Genomic DNA, 19932 nt, shown 5'->3' with positions numbered 1-19932 from the left:
TCGCTCATCGAATCTGCGTTTATCAAGGGGTTAGTTGGCCAATTCGTTGTTCCAGCCAGTTGGTCGACGCCTCGCCGAGATTGCCGTGCAGCAGGGCGTTGCGATAGGCATCGAGTGCCCGCTGGCTGTGCCCCTGACCATCCTCGGCGACACCGAGACCAAGCCACCAGCGGCCCTGATCCGGCTGCTGGCGCAGCAGCTTCACATAGAGCGCCGCCGCATCGGCATTTTGACCCAGCTCTTGGGTCAGACCCGCCCAAGTGGCGTAATAGTCCAAGTTGCTGGCAAGATCAGGTTGATAACCGGACAACCAGCCAAGCGCCTGCTGTTGCTGCCCCTCGTTGATGGCAAGACGGGCCAGCAGCAGACGAAAATCGGCCTGTTGGGGATCGAGCCGGATCCCCTCCTCCAGCAGCTGGCGCGCCTCGGTCAGGCGCCCCTCGCCGTAGAGCAACCCCGCCAGTTGCTCGCGCGCCCCCTGGTTATAGGGATCGTGGGCCAGCACCTGATAGTAGTTGTCCTGCGCATCCCGCAGGCTTCCCTTGGCCATGGCGGTCGTCGCCTTGCGCTCCGCCAGTGCCGCCAGCTCCTTGGCCGACAGCTCGACCGTCTCGATCTTCAATATGCCCGGTTTACGCGGGGCGCTGGCGACAGCCTGCTGCTCTGCCGCCAGTTCGGCGTAGAGCTCGGGCTGCAGCTCTTCATCGGTCGGCTCCGAATCGTCAACATCGCTGGAGGCATCAAAGGGGGCACCATCGGCCATCTCTCCCTCTAGCTGCCCGCCAGCGGTATCAGCCACTCTCTCATCCCCACCCGGCAACGGCAGCGCAGCGGCCACTTCGACCGGCTCGGGCGGATTGACTGGCTCGGCGGCCCGTGTCACCACATCGGGAACCACCACTTCGCTGGCGGCGACGACAGGGTGTGTCTGCTGCCAGTAGATCCAGGTGCGCCAACCGAGGATCCCCAATGCCAGACCACAGATCAGGGTCAGCAGCAACATCCACCACCCCTGCTGGCGCGCAGGGGCAATATAGACGGCAGTTCCCTCGGCGCCTTGCTGGCGCCGATCCAGATCTTTCAGCATCTGGTTGATAACGCTCATGGCCAGACTCCATAAGCCAGGGCGCACCCCAGCAACAGTAACAGTAACAGGGGCCACCAGCGCAATGGCGCAAAGCGGCTGGCATCGTCGGTATCGCGAATGGCGAGCCTCACCAGACGGCTATCGATCCGGCGCCTCCCCTGACCGTAGGCCAGCATCAGGCACTTGTGCGCCAGGATGTTGATAAGTCTCGGGATCCCTCGCGAGGCCCGCCACAGCATCCGCATGGCGCGGCCGGCAAACAGTGGTGCCCCGCGGTAGCCGGAGACCTGCAATCTGTGCTCCAGATAGGCGCGGGTCTCGTCAAAGCGCAGCGGGCGCAGGCAGTATGAAAAGCCGATCCGCTGGCGCAGTTGGCGCAGGTGGGGCCTGGCCAGTCTGATATCCAGCTCCGGCTGGCCGAACAGCACAATCTGCAGCAGCTTGCTCGATTCGGTCTCGAGATTGCCAAACAGGCGAATCGCCTCCAGAGTCTCGTCAGGCAGCGCCTGGGCCTCATCGATCAGCACCACCACCCGACTGCCCTGCTGGTGCAGGCTGATCAGGTGACGATGGATACGATCGGTCAGATCCAGCTCACTCTGCTCCCGCACCGACAACCCCAGTTCCAGCGCCAGCGCTGTGCGCAGCTCGGCCGGGCTGAGGTGGGGATTGGGCAACCAGGCGAGCCGCACCGGGCACTCTTCCGAGCCCAGCTCGCTCAGCAGTTTTCGGCAGAGCAGGGTCTTGCCGGTACCCACCTCGCCGGTCACCTTGATAAATCCCTCCCCTTGCGCCAGCGCCCAATTGAGCACCTGTTGCGCCTCCTCGTGAGGGGGCAGGCCGTAGTAGAAGCCGGTATTGGGGGTGAGGCCGAACGGCGCCTCCTGCAGGCCGAAGTGGCTCAGGTACATGGGCGCTCACCAGCCAGTACGGGGAACCTGCGACCGCGAGCCTCGGCCCGCAGTACGGCGGAATGGAAAGATGCCAATCGCCAGCTCATGGCTTACCCCTTCGCCGGATACCACTTGTCGAGCAGATCTGCGGAACGCTGCAGCTCGTTTTGCCAGGTATCTTTCTCCACCACGGTCGGTTTGAGCATGATCACCAGCTCCACCTTCTTGGTGCTCTCGCGACGATTGGTAAAGGCTTCGCCCACCCAGGGAATATCTCCCAGCAGCGGCACCTTGCTGACGATCTCCTGCTTGTCGGTCTTCATCAGACCACCGATGACGATAATGTCGCCGTTATTGGCCTGCACCACGGTATCGGACTCGCGGATCGAGCTCTTGGCGAGCGGCAGCTCCAGCGGTTTGGCGGTACCGACGTTGATGGTCTTCTTCTGCTCTTCTGTGTCGATAACGGAAGGGTGGATATGGAGCAGCACCTTGCCCTCTTCATCGATTTGCGGCGTTACGTCCAGCGCAATACCGGAGAAGAAGGGGGTCAGCTCCACATTGGGGGTCACGATAGGTTCGGCCGTGCCGGTCGAGGTCACCGTAGTGGTCGAGGCATTGGTGACGAAATATTCGTCCGTCCCCACCTTGATCACCGCCTTCTGGTTGTTGGTCGCAGTGACCCTCGGGCTGGAGAGGGTATTCACATCGCCCTGGGTCTTGAGCAGGTTGACCGCCACCTCGAAGTTGCCATCAGAGATCGTGAAACCGGCGCCGCCGCCCAGCGCACTGAAGATCTGGTTGGGGGTGGTGGGCAGCTGGGTCTTGGCAAGTGACTGGCCGCCGGTAATACCCTTGCCGCCATCCCAACTGGCGGAGAGACCGCTCCAGTCAACCCCCTGCTCATACCCTTCGTTGAGGGCGACTTCGATGATCCGCGCCTCCAGCACCACCTGGCGCTTGAGGTGACTCTCGGATTGATTGAGGAATTCACGTACCGCCTTGAGCTCCTTCGGATAGGCGCGAATAGTGACCAGACCCGCCTGCGGGCTGGTAATCACGGCGCGACCATCACCCGTGCCAATCAGGGTCTGCAGGGAGTCGCGCAGATCGGTCCAGTAGTCGCTGTTGGTGTCAGTCTCGATCCGGGTACCGTTGCTGTTGTCACCGCTCGAGTTGTTGCTGGAGGAGCTGTTGCTGCCGCTGTTGTTGGACGCGCTGTCGAAACTGCTGTTATTGCTGCCATTGTTGTTGTCATTGGCAGTCACCCCGCCGGTGCTGACCGAGGTGCGGGATAGGCCACGGCGGGACATCATCAGATAGTTGACCGGAATGGTTTCGGTGCGCAGACCCGCCGGATAGATGTGGAAGACATTGCCCTTGCGCTGCACGTCGAAGCCATACATGTCACCTACCACCGCCAGCACCTCCGGCAGGGTCACATCCTTGAGCTCGACCGAGACCAGCCCGGCCACCCCGGGATGAACCGCCACGCTGTAGCGGGAGCCCTTGAACAGGGAACCGAAAAACTCCACCGCCTCCACGTCGTGAGCCGCGATGCGCAGCCGCTTCTCCGGCATGCCGACCGGCATCTGCGGCCGGTTCAGCTGCAGCAATTCACTCTGCACCGATTTGGGCAAGGCGGTCAGCGGGGCAGCCTGCTTCTGCTGTTCGTTCATGGCCTGTTTGAGAGCATCCTTGGCCTGGGTCGGCTCGGGGTGCTGATACGTGGTACAGCCTGCGGCCATCATGGCCATGGTGATCAGACAGAGACGGTGTTTTTTCATGTAATTAGAGCACCCTGACTTGCAATTAAACTCGATAAAGCCGCTCCACCTCTCGAAAGGCAAGCACGACTCAAACCCGGATCTTGCTGGCAAAGAGTGTGACCGCGTGGCGTTTGCCCGCCTTTTCCAGCACCACGGCATCTGCCGTGATGGCCACCAGCGTATAGCCATCCACCTGTTGCCCGACCCGATAACTCTTGCCATTGAGCACCGCCAGCGCCGGGCCATTGCCCAGCACCACACTCTGCAGCTTCGGTAAACCGGTGTTGCTCTCGCCGGTCGCACGGGCGCCAATCGCCACATCCGCCAGCGGTGCGGTGGGATCCTGCAATACCTCGATCTGCTCCGCCTTTACCAGCACGCTGAACAGGCAACAGCACAACGCAAACACTCTAGCCACGGATAAACTCCTTGCTGGTACTCAGGGTGTAGATCTCCATCTCCACCACCGCGCCGGGATAGGATTTGACCCGGTAGTCGAACTGCTTCCAGTAAAAGTGGCGCGGCAAGGCTTCCAGCGCTTTGAGATATTGATAAACATCGAAATAGCCGCCTTCAAGCTGAAGCCGGATACCATGTTTGTAGAGATTGACCTTCTGTTCTCCCGCCATCAGCGGGGTCGGCTCCAGCGAACTGAGCGCCAGCATGTGAAGGTTGGCGGAGCGGGAGAGCAGCGCCTCCAGCACCTGCGGCATCTCGTGCGCCGGGATCAGATCGACGGTCTGGGCCTTCAGCTCATCGTCGATCCGGGCCAGATCCGCTTCGACCTGCGCCAGCTGGTCGCGAACGCCCTGATTGGGATCCCGCTTGAGCCGAGCCTGTTTGCCGAGGTTCTCCAGCTCCATGATTTCGAGGTCGCGCTCGGCGGCGCTCAGGGCCATGCGATCCTGCTGCAGGCGGGTATCGGCGCCATCGAGCCAACCGTAGATGCTGCCAGCGCCCAGCAAAACCAGACCGGTAAGCAGGATCAACACCCGCTCCCGCTGGCTCAACCGGGCGATACGCTGGCCCCACGCCTGCCATTGTGCTTTCAGGTTCATCAGGGTTTCTCCCGCGCGATGCCGCTCAACTGGAAGGTCAGACGACCCTCCTCGTCACGGCCGAGGGTCAGTTCACCAAACTCCTTGCCTACCAGACTCGGGGTCTGCTTGAAGCGGTTGACCCAGGCCGGCACATCCTGACTGCGTCCGGCAAAACCGGAGAGGTTGATCCGCCCTTCGTTGATCTCGATGCGCTGCAACGAGAGGTTGCTGCTGCGAATGCGGGAGAGATCCGCCATCACGCTGGCATAGCCCTGGGATTTTTGCAGAGACAGGCTACCGAGCTGACGCATCAGCCCCTGCTTGGCGGTCAGCTCATCCCGTTTATTGACCAGTTGCTGTTGCAGCCGGGGATCCGCCTGATGGCGCGCAAGCTCGGCATCGAGGCGTCTGGCCTCGCTGCGCTTGAGCTCCAGCTCGGCGGTGCGTTGCGCTAGCGCCCGGCTGACCTGTTGCTGCTGCCAGCTGTAACCGATAGCCGTCAGCAGGATCAGCAACAGCGCAACACCCCATACCAACGCCATCTGATTGAGGCTGGCCCACTGCCGCTTGGGACGAAACTCGGCACCATAGAGGTTTATCTGACGTTTCATCACGCATCCTCCCCGATGGCGGCTGCGTAGGCAGAAAGGTATTCGACGCCAGCCAGCAACATTGTCTTGTTGACCATGGCAGCAAGGGGGAATAACACTCTCATTGATCATCCCCCAATGCGGCAGCATAAGCCGAGAGGTATTCGACGCCGGCCAGCACCGCCTTGTTGGCCATGGCGGAGACGGCAAAGCCGAAGGTCTGCTCCATGTGACGCACCAGGGTACCGATAAAGGGCGAAGCGACGGCAAACTGCATCTGCCCCAGCTCGGGCAATTTGAGCTGGCCCGCCAGATAGTCGAGGGAGCGCTGGATCTCCAGCGCCAGTGAATCGAGCAGCATGGCGTCAGGCTCATGTTCGCCGGTCAGGCTGGTGAAACCGCGCAGCTGGCGGGAGAAGCAGAGCCCGCCCTGATGGAAGACCAGCAGTTGCAGATCCTGCCCCTTGGGCTGCCACAGCAGCATGCGCACCGTCTCGTCAGCGTCATAGAGAGAGGTGAGCGCCAATTCGTCGCTGATGATGGATTGCAGGGTGGCGATGCCGTTGATGGCATCGGCCAGCTGTTGCACCCGGCTCTTGGGCAGGCAGATCACATTGATGCGCGGACGACCGGCAGGCGGGGTGGGCAAGTCCACATAATCCATCGCCAGTTGCAGCACGGGTTCGCTGACATAGTCCTTGATGGCCCAGGGGAGCGCCCCCGCCATCTCGGCGTCAGGCACGGCAGGCTTGTCGATCTGGATCTGTTGATAAAGGCTGGCGGCGAGGGCTACCCGCACTTTAGACTTGGCCAGCCCATAACGGCTGAACAGCTCGTTCATGGCCACAGCCCACTCCTGTGGGCCGTTGATGGTGCGCGTCGCGAAGACGGGGGGATTGCCGACTGCAGCCAGCATGATCCTGTCATTGGCCAACAAGAGCCCGACCTGGCGGCTTGGCGTCGACCGTCTGAACAGTTTTTTCATGTAAGCCCGCCCATCAATAGTGATTAAATGTATGAAATATTAACATAAACAGCAGATTAGCCTCTATATAAAAGACGGACTCACCATTGCAAGCCAGCCTTCCAGCCGAGCCAGAGGGGTCAGCTATCCTGCCCTCCCCCCTGCACCCCCTCCACCACCCGTTGCTGACCCGCTACGGCGTCGAACTCTGGTGCAAGCGGGATGATCTGATCCATCCGACCATCTCCGGCAACAAGTGGCGCAAGCTCAAATACCACCTGCTTCATGCCAGAGAGCACGGCAAACGGCATCTACTCTCGTTTGGCGGCGCCTACTCCAATCACATCCATGCACTGGCAGCAGCAGGGTGCCAATCTGGCCTTCGAACTACCGGTATCATACGGGGCGAATCTGATGCCGTCAGCAATACCACCCTGAGGGATGCCAGACGCTGGGGTATGGATCTCGTTTTCGTCGACCGCCAGAGTTACCGCCGTCGCCAGGATCCCGACTGGCTGGCCCAATTCGATGCACCCGATACCCTGATCGTGCCGGAAGGGGGCAGCAGCCCGCTGGCTATCCCCGGGGTTGCCGAACTGGTCGGCGAGGTACCCTTCTCGCCGGATCTCTGGGTACTGCCCTGTGCCAGCGGCGGCACCCTGGCGGGCCTAATCGCTGGCAAACAGGACCGGGAGCAGATCCTCGCCATTGCGGTACTGAAAGGAGGCGGCTTTATCGCTGACGAGGTGTGTCGCCTCCATCCCGCTGCCGCCAGCATCCCCGGCTGGCGGGTCGCACTCGATCACCACGATGGTGGCTACGCCAAATTCAGCCCGGCCCTCTGGCAGTGGGTTCAAGATTTCAGCGCCGAAACAGGTCTGCCTTTGGAGCCCATCTACAGCGGCAAGGCGATGTGGGGGCTGTTTCGCGAGCTGGCTGCGGGCCGCATCGCCCCCGGCAGCAAGATTGTCTTTATCCATACCGGCGGCATGCAGGGATTGGCCGGACTGCGGGAGCAGGGGCGACTGTGAGCCCCGCCTGACGGCAACCGAAAACGAGAGAGGGTCGCCCCACGACGACCCTCTCTCATTTATCTCAATCACCAGCCGACTCCTGCACCAACCGGCGTGGCTCGGCAAACCAGGGCCCCTGCCCGGCATGCACCCCGAGGTGGCGCAGCATCTTCCACTCATCGCCACTCTCTACCCCCACCGCCAGCACCCGGGTACGGGTATTGGCGCAGCCCCCCACCAGACTGCGGACCGCCATCTGGTTCACCTGTCGGGCGTGAATCTCCCGCACCAGGCTGGGGTGCAGCTTGAGGAAGTTGATCTCGAACTCCTTGATGTACTGGGTGCTCACCACATCCTGGCCAGCATGATCGATGGCCAGCTGGCAGCCCAGCATGCGCAGGGAGCGCAGCGGCCGCTTGAGTGCTTCGAAGTGGCGTGTGACCTGAGCCTCCGAGAGCTGCAGGATCAACCGCTCGTTGATGCTGCGCGGCAGCTGGAACAGGGCGAAGAAGAGCCAGCGCTGGAACTCGCGGTTGAGCAGACTCTGGGCACTCAGGGTCAGAGTGATGGGACAGCTCTGCTCGGAACGCTGGCGCAGCAACACCAGCGTTTGCTCCGCCACCAGCCGATCCAGTTGCAGCAGCAGGCCCACCTTCTCCGCCATTGGCATGAAGATCCCTGCTTGCAGTTCCCGCCCCTGCTCATCGTGGATATAGGTGAGCAGATCCTGCTGCAGTACCACCTGATCCCGATCCTGCTGGACCGGTTGGGTATAAAAATCGATCCCCTGCTCTTCAAGACGGCGACTGATGAGGGTGCGCCAGCGCACCGTCCCCTTGCTGCTCTGCTCCTCGTCCAGCTGCTTTTCATAGAGGAACCAGCCGTTGTGCCCCTGCAGACGTGCACTCTTGAGGGCCAGCTCGGCCTCCTCCTGCACCTTGAGCAGAGTGTCTTGCGCCTGGTAGCAGACAGCCCCGATATAGATGGCCGTCTCCGGATTGACCTGCTGCGGCCAGTGTAGCCGTTGCAGACTCTTGAGCAGCTGGCTGGCACTGTCCACCATCTCGCTCTCAGACATGTTGGGCAACAATACCGCAAAGACATGTCCGGCATAACGAGCCTGCAAGGCACCGTTATGCTTGCGCACAAAAGCACTGATCACGGCGCTCGCCTCCAGCAGCAGATCATGCCCCTGCAGCTCGAACTGCTCCGCTTCCAGCTCTTCCAGACAGGCGAGTTCAATCAGCAAGACACCGCCACTCATCACGCTCGCCTCCATGATAGCGCTCTCGAGCCGGTTATCGAAGAAGAGGCGGTTGCCGATGCCGGTCATCTTGTCGACGAAGGCGTTGCTGCGAATGAAGTTGTCGAAGCGGCTGCGCTCCTTGCGGGCATCCGCCAGCTCGGCGAGTAGATGATCGAGGGCCTGACTGGCGGCCACCGGCCACTCTTCGGCGGGGTCATGGCTTAGTTTGGAGAGCTTGTCATCGAGGATCAGCTGGGCGCGAATGCCCAGCAGCTCGGCGCCGCGCAACTGCTGACGCAACCAGCGGATGGAGTACCAGAGACCGAACACCACGATGAAGATCCCGAACGAGATGCCCGACATCGCCTTGATGGAGTACTCCGCCTCCTTGAAGGGGCGCTCCAGCTTGAAGCTGGCCTGCATGCCAGCCTGATGGGGCAGCGGATGGCTGTATGGCACCAGCAGCGGTTCATCAACCGGACTCTGTACGTCACGGAACCAGTAGACCCGCTGGTCATTCTGGCGCACCTCCAGCTCCACCACATGAGCCGCCCGCAGCAAGGTGGGCAACCAGCGGCTCATATCCTCCATACCGTGAGCAACGTCGAGTTGCTTGTCGATCACCTCGACCAGCGCATCGACCTTCTTTTGCTGCAACTCCATGCCCAGCTCGCGAAAGCTGAACACCCCGCCAATCAGCACGGTCGCCATGGCAGCGATCACGCACAAGGTAATAAACGAGACAAGATGTGTTGTGAGTTTCATGTGCCTTTCCGTGTGCCCGGCATCATCCATTGGAGTTCATGGTAGCAGTGGCGCTGTGGCCATCACTATGGACGGGGATCCCGCTTCTGTAATTTAAGCGGGGCAGCATACCCAAAGCAGCGGGAGAATACCAAGGAAGGTACACAGGTGGAGCAGGGGAAGATAGCAGACAGAAAAATGGTCCCTCAAAAGGGACCAAAAGGAACACTCATATCAAAACTAACACTCTGTGCTACTGACAAAAAACAGATACAGGAGTATTGAACACACGGTGAGTCAAACCGCAGGGGTACTCTAAAGCAGTTCGGATAAGTTGAGCAATTGTCATTTATGACAGGTCAGCGATTGAATCTTTTCAAGGTTAATAATAAAAACATTTAAAATCATACATTTAAAAAATCATCCAATAAGTGTGACAAGTAGAGCTCAAATTGATTGTACTAATGCACTATGATGGCTTGACCCATTTGTGTCTCGTGAAACTGGCAGGCGCCCTTGTTACGCATCACCCCCCTCTGGATCACTGTACTGCTACTGCTCTTGCCCATCCTGGCAAGCCAGTCCGTCGGTCTGTGGCTAACAAAACCGATGGCCAACCACCTGCTTGAGCAGAAGGTGGCCGAGATAAAGCGAGCCATGGCGATACGCCATCACACGCTGGACAAGGCCATGAGCGAGCAGCTGACGCTGTTTGATTTCGATTGTGGTGCCAACGACATGGCACTGCTGCGGGATCCCCGCTTTTACAACACCCATATTCGTCTGCAGGGGCTGGAACTGGCATCAGGGAAAAGCTGCTCAAGCCTGGGTGTGGGTATTTCGCTCATCAAAAACGCCAACCAGGATGGCGCCCTCCCCGACAAACTGGGGCTGACTGCTACAACGGCCAGTTTCAATACGGAACAGGAGATGGTTGCCTACTACAAAAACGGCGGCAACATTGCCTACTGGGTGCTCGATAACAGCTGGAGCCACGATCTGCTACAGCTCCCCTGCAGTGACTGTTTCTATCTGGAGTTCAGCCAGCGGGATCCCGCAGCGATGACCCCCCGCTTCCCGCGCGGTGACCGGACCATCAAGCTGGAAGAGGGCAGCCGCAGCCTGAGCTTCTTTGATCAGGACAAACTGACCCGACAAACCATCTGGGCCGCTTCTGCACTGGATCTGTATGCTCGCGAGCAAGTCAGACGAATCGCACTCTGGAGCGGCACTATCCTGGGCCTGCTGCTGGTGACCGCTTACTGGTCGCTGCGAAACTATCGCCGCTCGCTCAAGGGGCTATTGCAGGCCGGATTGGTGCGCCAGGAGTTCATCCCCTTCTATCAACCCGTGGTGGATCTTCGAACCTGGCAGGTTGCCGGTTTTGAGGCGCTGCTACGCTGGCAACGTGGACACGAGCTGATCCCCCCGAGCGCTTTCATCGAATATGCTGAAGATCAGGGACTTATCCTGCCTATCACCAGGCAGTTGCTGGAGCAGGTGATCACGGATCTGCCGCTGTTGCCACCAGAGCAGTGGATCAGTGTCAATCTGATGGCCACCCATATCGAACAACCCTTGCTGCGCAACATGTTGAGTGAACACCATAACCCTTCGCCCGAGCGCCTTACCTTCGAGCTGACAGAACGCAAGCCGATCCTCGACATCAAAGCCGCTACCGAGGAGATCACCCTGTTGCAGCAGATGGGATATCACTTCAAACTGGATGATTTCGGTACCGGCTACGGTGGTTTTGCCTACCTGCAGAGCCTCGGGATCCGCCAGATCAAGATCGACAAGATGTTCGTCGATACCATAGGCACCAACGACCTCAAACGCAGCGTGCTGGATGCCATCATCACGTTTGGCCTGGAATCAGGCATGGAGATGATTGCGGAAGGGGTTGAGACGCGGGAACAGGTTGATTACTTGCGGCAACACGGCGTCTATCTGATCCAGGGTTACGTCTTTGGCAGGCCCATGGCGCTGGCAGATCTTGCCATCTGGCAGCAGACATGGCCTCCACAATATTCGCAAGAGAGCTGACACCGATATTGCACAGGCCAGCGCTGGCAGGGCTCCCCCCACCGGGAGCACACGCACCCTTTTGCACAGAGGCTGACACTCCCAAAGCCTCTGCCACGACCTGGCTCATCGCCCTTGAACCACCATTTACATTCAGCAACAAAATGATCTGCCCCTGAGAGGATGGAACCCTTATCATAAGCATTCGGCTACCGTGAGCACCTTCACGCACGCCTCCCATCAATCCCTGTCGGCCAGCGCCGTCCCGAGATGAGAACCATTGCCTATGAAGACATTTATCCGGCAAGAGATTGCCCTGCCCGTCGGCCTGCTGACCCTGCTCTTTTTCAAGACGATCGGGAGCGACCTGCTGACAGAGACAACTCCGCTCGGGATCTATCTTCCGGTTTCGGCGGCACTACTGGCCATCGTCACCTGGGCCATCTTCTCGGTGGTGCGCCACTCCGATGCCCTCGCCATCAAGCTGGGCGAGCCCTTCGGCACCCTGATCCTCACCCTCTCGGTCATCTCGCTGGAGGTGGTGATGATCTCCTCGGTGATGCTGACCGGTGAGCCCAACCCCACCATGGCCCGCGATACCATGTTTGCGGTAGTGATGCTGGTGAGTACCGGTCTGGTGGGCTTCACCCTGCTGTTTGGCGGCTGGCGCTACCACACCCAGAGCTTCAATCTGGACGGGGTGAAATCCTATCTGGTGGCCATCATCCCGCTCGCCCTGCTCTGTCTGGTGCTGCCCAACTTCACCGAGGGTGGTGCAATCGGCAGTATGTCGCGCGCCATGTCGTGGATGCTGATCATCATCTCGATCCTGCTCTACGGGGTCTTTCTGCTGATCCAGACCCGCAGCCACAGCCACTTCTTCGTCGACAGCGATCACGAGGATTATGAGGAGCACCACGGCCCGCTGCAGAGCAACGTCTATCACACCATCCTGCTGCTCGCCTACCTGCTGGTGGTAATCCTGCTGGCCAAGACCCTGGCCATCCCCATCAACTACGGGGTGCATGTGATGGAAGCACCCGCCGCACTGGGCGGCTTTATCGTCGCCTGCATCGTGCTCGCCCCCGAAGCAGTCGGCGCCATCAAAGCCGCCTTCAACAACCAGCTGCAGCGGGCAATGAACCTCTACTTCGGCTCGGTGCTGGCCACCATCGCCCTCACCGTGCCTGCCGTGCTCTTTATCGGCTCCATGCTGGATCAGGAGGTACGCCTCGGCCTCTCCCCCGCCGATATGGTGCTGCTGGTCACGACTTTGATGGTCTGTAAAGTAACCTTCAGCAGCGGCCGCACCAATGTGCTCCATGGTGCGACCCATCTGGTGTTGTTCGTGGTTTATCTGTTCCTGATGTTCGAACACGAATAACCGCGTTCAACCAACGTCAGAAACGCAAAGACCGCCCGATTGGGCGGTCTTTTGTCATCTGCTCCCGGCTCTCACCGGCGCCTGTGAAGCGGCGTCCCCCTCATCCCCTACCCTTCTCCCGCCAGGGGAGAAGGGGGATCAAGGCTTACAGGCTGGGCAGCACCCCGGCCGGGATCAGGTCGTTGTAGCTGGCACGGCCCAGCAGGGCGGCGGCCGCCTCGATATCCGGCGCGAAGTACCTGTCCTTGTCGTAGAAGCTCACCTCTGCCCGCAGTCGTCCCTTGGCCAGCTCGATCAGCTCGGTACTGCGCAGGGGAGCACGAAAATCCAGTCCTTGCGCTGCCGCCAGAAGTTCGACAGCCAGAATGCCACGGGTGTTCTCGGCCATATCGGCAAGCCGGCGGCCGGCGAAGGTCGCCATGGAGACGTGATCCTCCTGATTGGCCGACGTAGGCAGGCTATCCACCGAGGCGGGATGGGCCAAAGTCTTGTTCTCGGAGGCCAGCGCCGCCGAGGTGACCTGAGCGATCATAAAGCCGGAGTTGACCCCGCCGTTGTTGACCAGAAACGCCGGCAGACCGGACATCCGAGAGTCAATCAGCAGTGCCATGCGCCGCTCTGAAAGGGAGCCGATTTCGGCGATGGCCAGCGCCAGATTATCGGCGGCGAAGGCCACCGGCTCGGCGTGGAAGTTGCCGCCGGAGAGGATGTCTTCATCCTCGGCAAACACCAGCGGGTTGTCGGAGACCGCGTTGGCCTCGCACACCAGCACCTCGGCGGCCTGACGGATCTGGGTCAGGCAGGCACCCATCACCTGCGGCTGGCAGCGCAATGAGTAGGGATCCTGCACCTTCTCGCAGTTGTGATGGGACATGCCGATCTCGCTGCCATCCACCAGCAGGTGGCGATAGCAGGTGGCCGCGTCGATCTGGCCACGCTGACCACGCACCACGTGGATGCGAGCATCGAATGGACGGCGGCTGCCCAACGCGGCCTCCACGCTCATGGCACCTATGGTGATGGCACCGGCGTAGAGATCCTCGGCGTGGAACAGCCCTTCCAGCGCGAAGGCGGTGCTCGCCTGGGTGCCGTTGAGCAGCGCCAATCCTTCTTTGGGTGCCAGCGCGATGGGCTCCAGCCCGGCAATTTTCAGCGCAGTGGCGGCGTCGATCAGCTCGCCCTTGTGGCGGGCCTTGCCTTCACCGATCAGCAAGCAGCTCATATGGGCCAGCGGCGCCAGATCGCCGGAGGCGCCGACGGAGCCCTTCTTCGGCACCACCGGATAGACTTCGGCGTTGATGAGGGTCATCAGGGCCTCAAGCACCGTCAGCCGGATGCCGGAGAAGCCCCGCGCCAGCGAGTTGAGTTTGAGCACCATCATCAACCGTACAGTGGCGTCATCCATGTATTCGCCGATGCCAGCGGCATGGGAGAGCACGATGGAGCGCTGAAGCTCGTCCAGCTGCTCCACCGGAATGCGGGTGTTGGCCAACAGACCAAAGCCGGTGTTGATGCCATACACCACCCGGTTCTGTTCGATCACCTTGGTAACCACAGCAGCTGAGGCGTGGATCTCCGGCAGGGCGGCCGGATCCAGTGAAACATGTACCGGCTCGCGGCTGACGCGGCGCAGGGTGGCAAGATCCAGCTCGCCAGGAGTAATAGTCAATTCAAACATGGTGTTACACCTTTCCTTTGACACCGTTGGCGCCGTCAATCATCGGCAGATCTAGTTTCGCCTCATGGGCACAGTTGATGGCAATCTCGTAGCCGGCATCCGCGTGGCGCATCACCCCGGTGGCCGGATCGTTGCGCAATACCCGACCGACGCGGCGGGCCGCGTCATCGGAGCCGTCGCAGACGATCACCACGCCGGAGTGCTGGGAGAAGCCCATGCCGACCCCGCCGCCGTGGTGCAGAGAGACCCAAGTCGCACCGCCAGCGGTGTTGAGCAGAGCGTTGAGCAGCGGCCAGTCGGAGACGGCATCGGAGCCATCCATCATGGCTTCGGTCTCGCGGTTCGGGCTCGCCACCGAGCCGGAATCCAGATGGTCGCGACCGATGACGATGGGGGCTTTCAGCTCGCCGTTTTTCACCATCTCGTTGAAGGCCAGACCGAGCCGCACCCGATCCTTGACCCCGACCCAGCAGATCCGCGCCGGCAGTCCCTGAAACGCGATGCGCTCGCGGGCCATGTCGAGCCAGTTGTGCAGGTGAGGATCATCCGGGATCAGCTCTTTCACCTTCTGATCTGTCTTGTAGATATCTTCCGGATCGCCGGAGAGGGCCACCCAGCGGAACGGCCCAATCCCCTCGCAGAACAGCGGGCGAATGTAGGCGGGGACGAAGCCGGGGAAGTCGAAGGCATTTTTCACCCCCTCCTCAAGCGCCATCTGGCGGATGTTGTTGCCGTAATCCAGAGTCGCCGCGCCGCGCTCTTGCAGGGTCAACATCGCCTCCACCTGACGGGCCATGGAGCGACGAGCAGCCAGATTCACCTCCTGCGGGGCACTCTGTTGCAGCTCGCGCCACTTTGCCACGCTCCAACCCTGCGGCAGGTAGCCGTGAACCGGGTCGTGGGCGGAGGTCTGGTCGGTCACCACATCCGGGGTGATGCCACGAGCCACCAGTTCGGCGAACACGTCAGCGGCGTTGCCGAGCAGGCCGATGGAGATGGCGCTGCCGCTCTGTTTGGCCTCCTCGACCATGGCCAGCGCCTCATCCAGACTGTGGGCCTTCTTGTCCACATAACGGGTGCGCAGACGAAAATCGATGCGGGTTTCGTCGCACTCCACTGCGATCATCGAGAAGCCGGCCATGGTGGCGGCCAGCGGCTGGGCGCCGCCCATGCCGCCGAGACCACCGGTCAGGATCCAGCGCCCTTTGGGTTCGCCGTTGAAGTGCTGGTTGGCCACCGCAAAGAAGGTCTCGTAGGTGCCCTGCACGATCCCCTGGGTGCCGATGTAGATCCACGAACCCGCAGTCATCTGGCCGTACATCATCAAGCCCTTCTTATCGAGCTCGTTGAAGTGCTCCCAGTTGGCCCAGTGCGGCACCAGGTTGGAGTTGGCGATCAGCACCCGCGGCGCATCCTTGTGGGTCTGGAACACCCCGACCGGCTTGCCGGATTGCACCAGCAGGGTCTGATCCTCCTCGAGCCGGGTCAGCACCTCGACGATCTTGTCAAAGCAGGCCCAGTTGCGGGCGGCGCGACCGATGCCGCCATAGACCACCAGTGACTGGGGATGCTCGGCCACCTCGGGATCCAGGTTGTTCATCAGCATCCGCAGCGGAGCTTCGGTGAGCCAGCTCTTGGCGGTCAGTTCGGTGCCGCGCGGGGCACGGATCACGCGGTTCGGATCATGACGGGGATCCTGCTGTTGCACAGACATACACACTCCTTGTTGTATCAATAGGGTGCCTTCGGCGATGGGTGGCCAAAGGGTTAACGGGTCAACAGATGAACCAGTCGCGCGGCCACGCGGGCACTGCGATTGTCCTGATCCAGCGTCGGGTTGTACTCGGCCAGATCGGCAAGCCTGAGCTTGCCGCTGGCCCGGATATGGGCGATCAGTGGTTCGATCACCGCCAGCTCCACACCACGGGCGGCGGGAGCACTCACTCCCGGCATCAGGTTGCCGGGCAGCACGTCGAGATCGATGGTCAGATAGAGGTGATCACAATCGGCGATAAAGGTATCCAGCCCGCTTAGCAAGGTGGGCAGAGCACGCTCGCTCATGGCTTCATCTTTCACATACCAGACCCCCAACTCGTCGGCCCGTGCAAACAGCGCCTGGGTATTGGCGGTCTCGGCCACCCCGAGGCAGGCGTAGCGAAACGGTGTGCCCTGAGCGGCGCACTGCTCGGCGATCTGGAAGAAGGGGGTGCCGGAGCTGGCCTGCTCTTGCTTCATGCGCAGGTCAAAGTGAGCATCGAGGTTGATAATGCCGACCTTGCCACTGCCACCCAGATGACGGTTAAGGCCGCTCCAGCTGCCGAAAGCCACCTCGTGGCCGCCCCCCAGCACCAGCGGGAAGTGGCCCAAATCGAGCGCAGCGGCGACCCGCTCGGCCAGATGGCCGTGGGCGGCGTCGAGATTGCCATCGGTACAGCTCACATCCCCACCATCATAGACGGGGCGACTCAGATGCCAGGCGGTGTTGGCCAGCAGCTTGCGCACCGCTTGCGGCGCACCGGCGGCGCCGACACGCCCCTTGTTGCGGCGAACCCCTTCATCGCAGGCAAAACCGAGCAGTACCACACCGGCAGCGTCTTGTGCTCCGGCGGTCCAGGGCTGCACCTTGTCGTGCCAACGCAGGGCCAATTCGCCATCTTCCGGATCCTGCCGCCCTTGCCAGAGCGACATATCGATCGGGTTGAACTTATCCATGTAGGGTCTCCTCGCCGTTGAAGATGCGGCCTGCCAGCTGATCGACGCCGACCATGTAACTCAGCTCGGCCGGATGGACGCAGTGCCAGATCAGGAAATCGGCTGCCATGCCGACCCTGAGCTGACCAAGGCGATCCTGCTCGCCAAGCGCTTTGGCGGCGTGACGGGTCACCCCGACCATGGCCTCCAGCGGGGTCAGGCCAAACAGGGTGCAGGCCATGTTCATCGCCATCCGCAACGAGACGATGGGTGCGGTACCCGGGTTGATGTCGGAGGAGACCGCCATCGCCACCCCCGCCTTGCGCAAGGCGGCAACCGGCGGCAGCTTGGTCTCTTTGAGGAAGTAGAAGGCGGTGGGCAGCAGGGTGGCGACCACGCCACGGTGGGCCAGCGCCAGGATCCCTTCCGGATCCAGATACTCCAGATGATCCACCGAGAGGGCGCCAAAGTTGGCTGCGAGGGTGCTGCCACCGAGATTGGAGAGCTGATCCATATGCCCCTTCACCGGCAGGCCATATTGATCCGCCGCCAGATAGACCTGCTCGGTTTGGGCCAACGAGAAGCCGATGTGCTCGCAGAAGACATCCACCGCATCGGCCAGACCCGCCTCGGCGGCGGCCGGGATAATCTCCTGACAGATGGTCTCGACCCAGCTGTCGGGATCGTCGCGATATTCAGGCGGCACCGCATGGGCCGCCAGCAGAGTGGTCTTGACCCGGATCGGCAACGCCTCTCCCAGTCGGCGGGCCACCCGCAGCATCTTGAGTTCGTCATCCAGCGTCAGGCCATAGCCGGACTTGATCTCCACCGTGGTGACCCCTTCCCGGATCAGGGATTTCACCCTCGGCAGCGCCAGCTCAAAGAGCTGATCCTCGCAGGCCTCGCGGGTGGCGCGCACCGTGCTGATGATGCCGCCGCCCCGACGGGCGATCTCGGCATAGGGCACTCCCTGCTGGCGCAGTTCGAACTCCTCGGCACGGCTGCCAGCAAAGACCAGATGGGTGTGACAATCGATAAGGCCGGGGGTGACCAGCTTGCCCTGCATATCCTGCCAGTGAGCGGGATACGGCCCCTTCAACTCGGCCATCGGCACCAGCGCATGGATCTTGCCATCCTTTACGCCAATGGCATGGAGCGGCAGCAGACCGTAGTCGGCCAGCTCATCATTCAGGGTAGCGGGCGTCACGTTGAGCCAGACCCGCTCGCAGTTCAACAGTTCCTTGTTCATAGCGACCTCAAATGTATATACATATTCTTATAGTCGATCTCTATGACGAAAGGAAGAGCGAAGTTCACATCCTGATAACAGCATCAAACTTAGAGTTTAAGCACAAAAAAGCCCACCAGGAGGTGGGCTTTGCAAAATCGAGTTGTATAGACATTTACTCCAGCTGAGTCTTGGAGCTGAGCTTGTAACGGGAACCGGGGGAGAGCAAACGGGCATAGGAGACCAGATGCCCCTCCGACCAGGTACGCCGGTGCAACAACAGGCAGGGGGAATCTACGCGGATCTGCAACAATCCCGCCTCACCGGCGCTAGGCAACACGGCTTCCACCACGTGCTCCATCTCGGAGAGGGGGCAGACATCCATCAGATAGCGGTTGGGAGTCTGTTGGGTAAAATCCTGCTCGCCATAGCCCGGCAGGCGCTCGGCATCGACGAAGCGCTCCTCCAGCTGCAACGGCTCGCCATCGGCCTGATGGACGATCAGGCTGTGAAAGATGGGGGCGCCAACCCGCAGTCCCAGTTGCACTGCCACCTTCTCGTCGGCGGCCAGTCGCTGCAGCCGGATCACCCGGGCGCTGTACTCGCCGCCACGCTCGGCGATCTCGTCGGCGATGTTGCGAATAGCCAGCAGCGGCGACTCGGTGCGCCGGTCCGCCACGAAGCTGCCGGAACCGGCGGTACGCACCAGCCACCCTTCCGCCACGAGTTCCCGCAGCGCCCGGTTGACCGTCATCCGGCTCACGGTGAACTGCTCGCACAGGGCCGCTTCGGTCGGGATCCTGTCCCCCGCCTGATAGTGGCGTTCGCGGATCCCGTCCAGAATGTGCTGCTTGATCTGCAGATAGAGGGCTGGCGCCACCATGAAGCTCCCTAGCGCCGACGGTGTGGCGGACGCATGTCCGGCCAGGCGCGATAGACATCGGGGATCTGATCCGGCCCGCTGATGCAGAGATCGAGATCATGCAGCAAGCCATCCTTGATCCCGTAGATCCAGCCGTGGACGGCCAGCTCCTGCCCCTTGCGCCAGGCGTTCTGGATGATGGTGGTGTGGCAGACGTTGGCAACCTGCTCGGCCACGTTCAGCTCGCACAGATAGTCGAAGCGCTCGTGCTCATCCTCGATGGCCTCGAGCTCTTCACCATATTTGAAGTAGACATCCTTGATGTTGCGCAGCCAGTTGTCGATGAGACCCAGCTCCTGATTCTGCATCGCGGCCTTGACGCCGCCGCAGCCATAGTGACCGCAGACGATGATGTGCTTCACCTTGAGCACTTCTACCGCGTATTGCAGCACGGAGAGGCAGTTGAAATCGGTATGTACAACCAGATTGGCGACGTTGCGGTGGACGAAGACATCCCCCGGCAGCAACCCCATCAGCTGGTTGGCGGGGACCCGGCTGTCGGAACAACCGATCCAGAGGTATTCGGGGGCCTGCTGGGCAGAAAGGGTGGCAAAGAAAGCGGGATCTTCGGCTTTGATCCGTTCGGCCCACTCACGGTTGTTGGTAAACAGGTCGTTCAACAGTTTCACTTCTGCTCTCCCTAATGTGGCAGTGGCGG

At 61.1% G+C, this 19932-nt stretch carries 17 protein-coding genes; 3 read left to right on the top strand and 14 right to left on the bottom strand.

Annotation, left to right across the window (positions count from 1 at the left end; all coding sequences use genetic code 11):
- Positions 1–22: 22 nt before the first annotated feature.
- From I6L44_RS18580 to I6L44_RS18545, 7 genes are all read right to left on the bottom strand, one after another.
- The gene (locus I6L44_RS18580; protein ID WP_216952747.1) at positions 23–1105 is read right to left on the bottom strand and encodes a tetratricopeptide repeat protein; all 1083 of its coding nucleotides are present in this window, start codon (positions 1103–1105) and stop codon (positions 23–25) included.
- The gene (locus I6L44_RS18575) at positions 1102–1998 is read right to left on the bottom strand and encodes an ExeA family protein (RefSeq protein WP_216952746.1); all 897 of its coding nucleotides are present in this window, start codon (positions 1996–1998) and stop codon (positions 1102–1104) included. Before I6L44_RS18575 ends, I6L44_RS18580 begins: the two co-directional genes overlap by 4 nt.
- Before the next feature lie 92 nt (positions 1999–2090).
- The gene (gene mshL, locus I6L44_RS18570; RefSeq protein WP_216952745.1) at positions 2091–3767 is read right to left on the bottom strand and encodes a pilus (MSHA type) biogenesis protein MshL; all 1677 of its coding nucleotides are present in this window, start codon (positions 3765–3767) and stop codon (positions 2091–2093) included.
- Positions 3768–3837: 70 nt separating this feature from the next.
- The gene (locus tag I6L44_RS18565; RefSeq protein ID WP_216952744.1) at positions 3838–4167 is read right to left on the bottom strand and encodes an MSHA biogenesis protein MshK; all 330 of its coding nucleotides are present in this window, start codon (positions 4165–4167) and stop codon (positions 3838–3840) included.
- Positions 4160–4807, bottom strand: coding sequence for a type 4a pilus biogenesis protein PilO (locus I6L44_RS18560; RefSeq protein ID WP_106844135.1), 648 nt, complete (start codon positions 4805–4807; stop codon positions 4160–4162). Before I6L44_RS18560 ends, I6L44_RS18565 begins: the two co-directional genes overlap by 8 nt.
- On the bottom strand, positions 4807–5400 hold the full coding sequence (locus I6L44_RS18555; protein WP_128834786.1) for a PilN domain-containing protein: 594 nt from the start codon (positions 5398–5400) through the stop codon (positions 4807–4809). Before I6L44_RS18555 ends, I6L44_RS18560 begins: the two co-directional genes overlap by 1 nt.
- Before the next feature lie 100 nt (positions 5401–5500).
- Entirely contained in the window at positions 5501–6364 is an 864-nt protein-coding gene (locus tag I6L44_RS18545; RefSeq protein ID WP_216952743.1) for an MSHA biogenesis protein MshI, read from the bottom strand.
- 86 nt (positions 6365–6450) lie between these two features.
- On the opposite strand from I6L44_RS18545, the gene I6L44_RS18540 reads away from it, so the two are divergent.
- Positions 6451–7374 carry a 1-aminocyclopropane-1-carboxylate deaminase/D-cysteine desulfhydrase gene (locus I6L44_RS18540; RefSeq protein ID WP_216952742.1) on the top strand — a complete coding sequence of 308 codons (924 nt, stop codon included), beginning with the start codon at positions 6451–6453 and terminating at the stop codon, positions 7372–7374.
- Between the two features lie 64 nt (positions 7375–7438).
- On the opposite strand, the gene I6L44_RS18535 is transcribed toward I6L44_RS18540, so the two are convergent.
- Entirely contained in the window at positions 7439–9367 is a 1929-nt protein-coding gene (locus I6L44_RS18535; protein WP_216952741.1) for an EAL domain-containing protein, read from the bottom strand.
- 495 nt (positions 9368–9862) lie between these two features.
- Here I6L44_RS18535 and I6L44_RS18530 point away from each other — a divergent pair, with 495 nt between their 5' ends.
- Together I6L44_RS18530 and I6L44_RS18525 are read left to right on the top strand one after the other, a co-directional pair.
- The gene (locus I6L44_RS18530) at positions 9863–11392 is read left to right on the top strand and encodes an EAL domain-containing protein (protein ID WP_216952740.1); all 1530 of its coding nucleotides are present in this window, start codon (positions 9863–9865) and stop codon (positions 11390–11392) included.
- A 265-nt stretch (positions 11393–11657) separates the two neighbouring features.
- Positions 11658–12755 carry a calcium:proton antiporter gene (locus I6L44_RS18525; RefSeq protein ID WP_216952739.1) on the top strand — a complete coding sequence of 366 codons (1098 nt, stop codon included), beginning with the start codon at positions 11658–11660 and terminating at the stop codon, positions 12753–12755.
- Positions 12756–12900: 145 nt separating this feature from the next.
- Here the strand turns inward: I6L44_RS18525 and hutH are convergent, their stop codons facing one another.
- From hutH to can, 6 genes are all read right to left on the bottom strand, one after another.
- Positions 12901–14433, bottom strand: coding sequence for a histidine ammonia-lyase (hutH, locus tag I6L44_RS18520; RefSeq protein ID WP_216952738.1), 1533 nt, complete (start codon positions 14431–14433; stop codon positions 12901–12903).
- A 4-nt stretch (positions 14434–14437) separates the two neighbouring features.
- A complete protein-coding gene (gene hutU, locus I6L44_RS18515; RefSeq protein WP_216952737.1) occupies positions 14438–16147 on the bottom strand; it encodes a urocanate hydratase in 1710 nt (569 codons plus the stop codon).
- Between the two features lie 53 nt (positions 16148–16200).
- Complete coding sequence (gene hutG, locus I6L44_RS18510) at positions 16201–17145, bottom strand: formimidoylglutamase (protein ID WP_216952736.1); 945 nt, start codon at positions 17143–17145, stop codon at positions 16201–16203.
- The gene (hutI, locus tag I6L44_RS18505) at positions 17138–18373 is read right to left on the bottom strand and encodes an imidazolonepropionase (RefSeq protein ID WP_254204238.1); all 1236 of its coding nucleotides are present in this window, start codon (positions 18371–18373) and stop codon (positions 17138–17140) included. Before hutI ends, hutG begins: the two co-directional genes overlap by 8 nt.
- 154 nt (positions 18374–18527) lie before the next feature.
- Positions 18528–19232 (bottom strand): histidine utilization repressor, encoded by a 705-nt coding sequence (gene hutC / locus I6L44_RS18500; RefSeq protein WP_058060001.1) that lies wholly within the window; start codon positions 19230–19232, stop codon positions 18528–18530.
- A gap of 11 nt (positions 19233–19243) precedes the next feature.
- Positions 19244–19903 carry a carbonate dehydratase gene (gene can, locus I6L44_RS18495; RefSeq protein WP_005339998.1) on the bottom strand — a complete coding sequence of 220 codons (660 nt, stop codon included), beginning with the start codon at positions 19901–19903 and terminating at the stop codon, positions 19244–19246.
- Positions 19904–19932: the final 29 nt, after the last annotated feature.

This window comes from Aeromonas sp. FDAARGOS 1414, from assembly GCF_019047065.1.
GTDB classification, from domain to species: Bacteria; Pseudomonadota; Gammaproteobacteria; order Enterobacterales; family Aeromonadaceae; genus Aeromonas; species Aeromonas veronii_A.
Note: the sequence above shows the minus strand (reverse complement) of the source record. Positions and strands in the feature narration are given on the sequence as shown.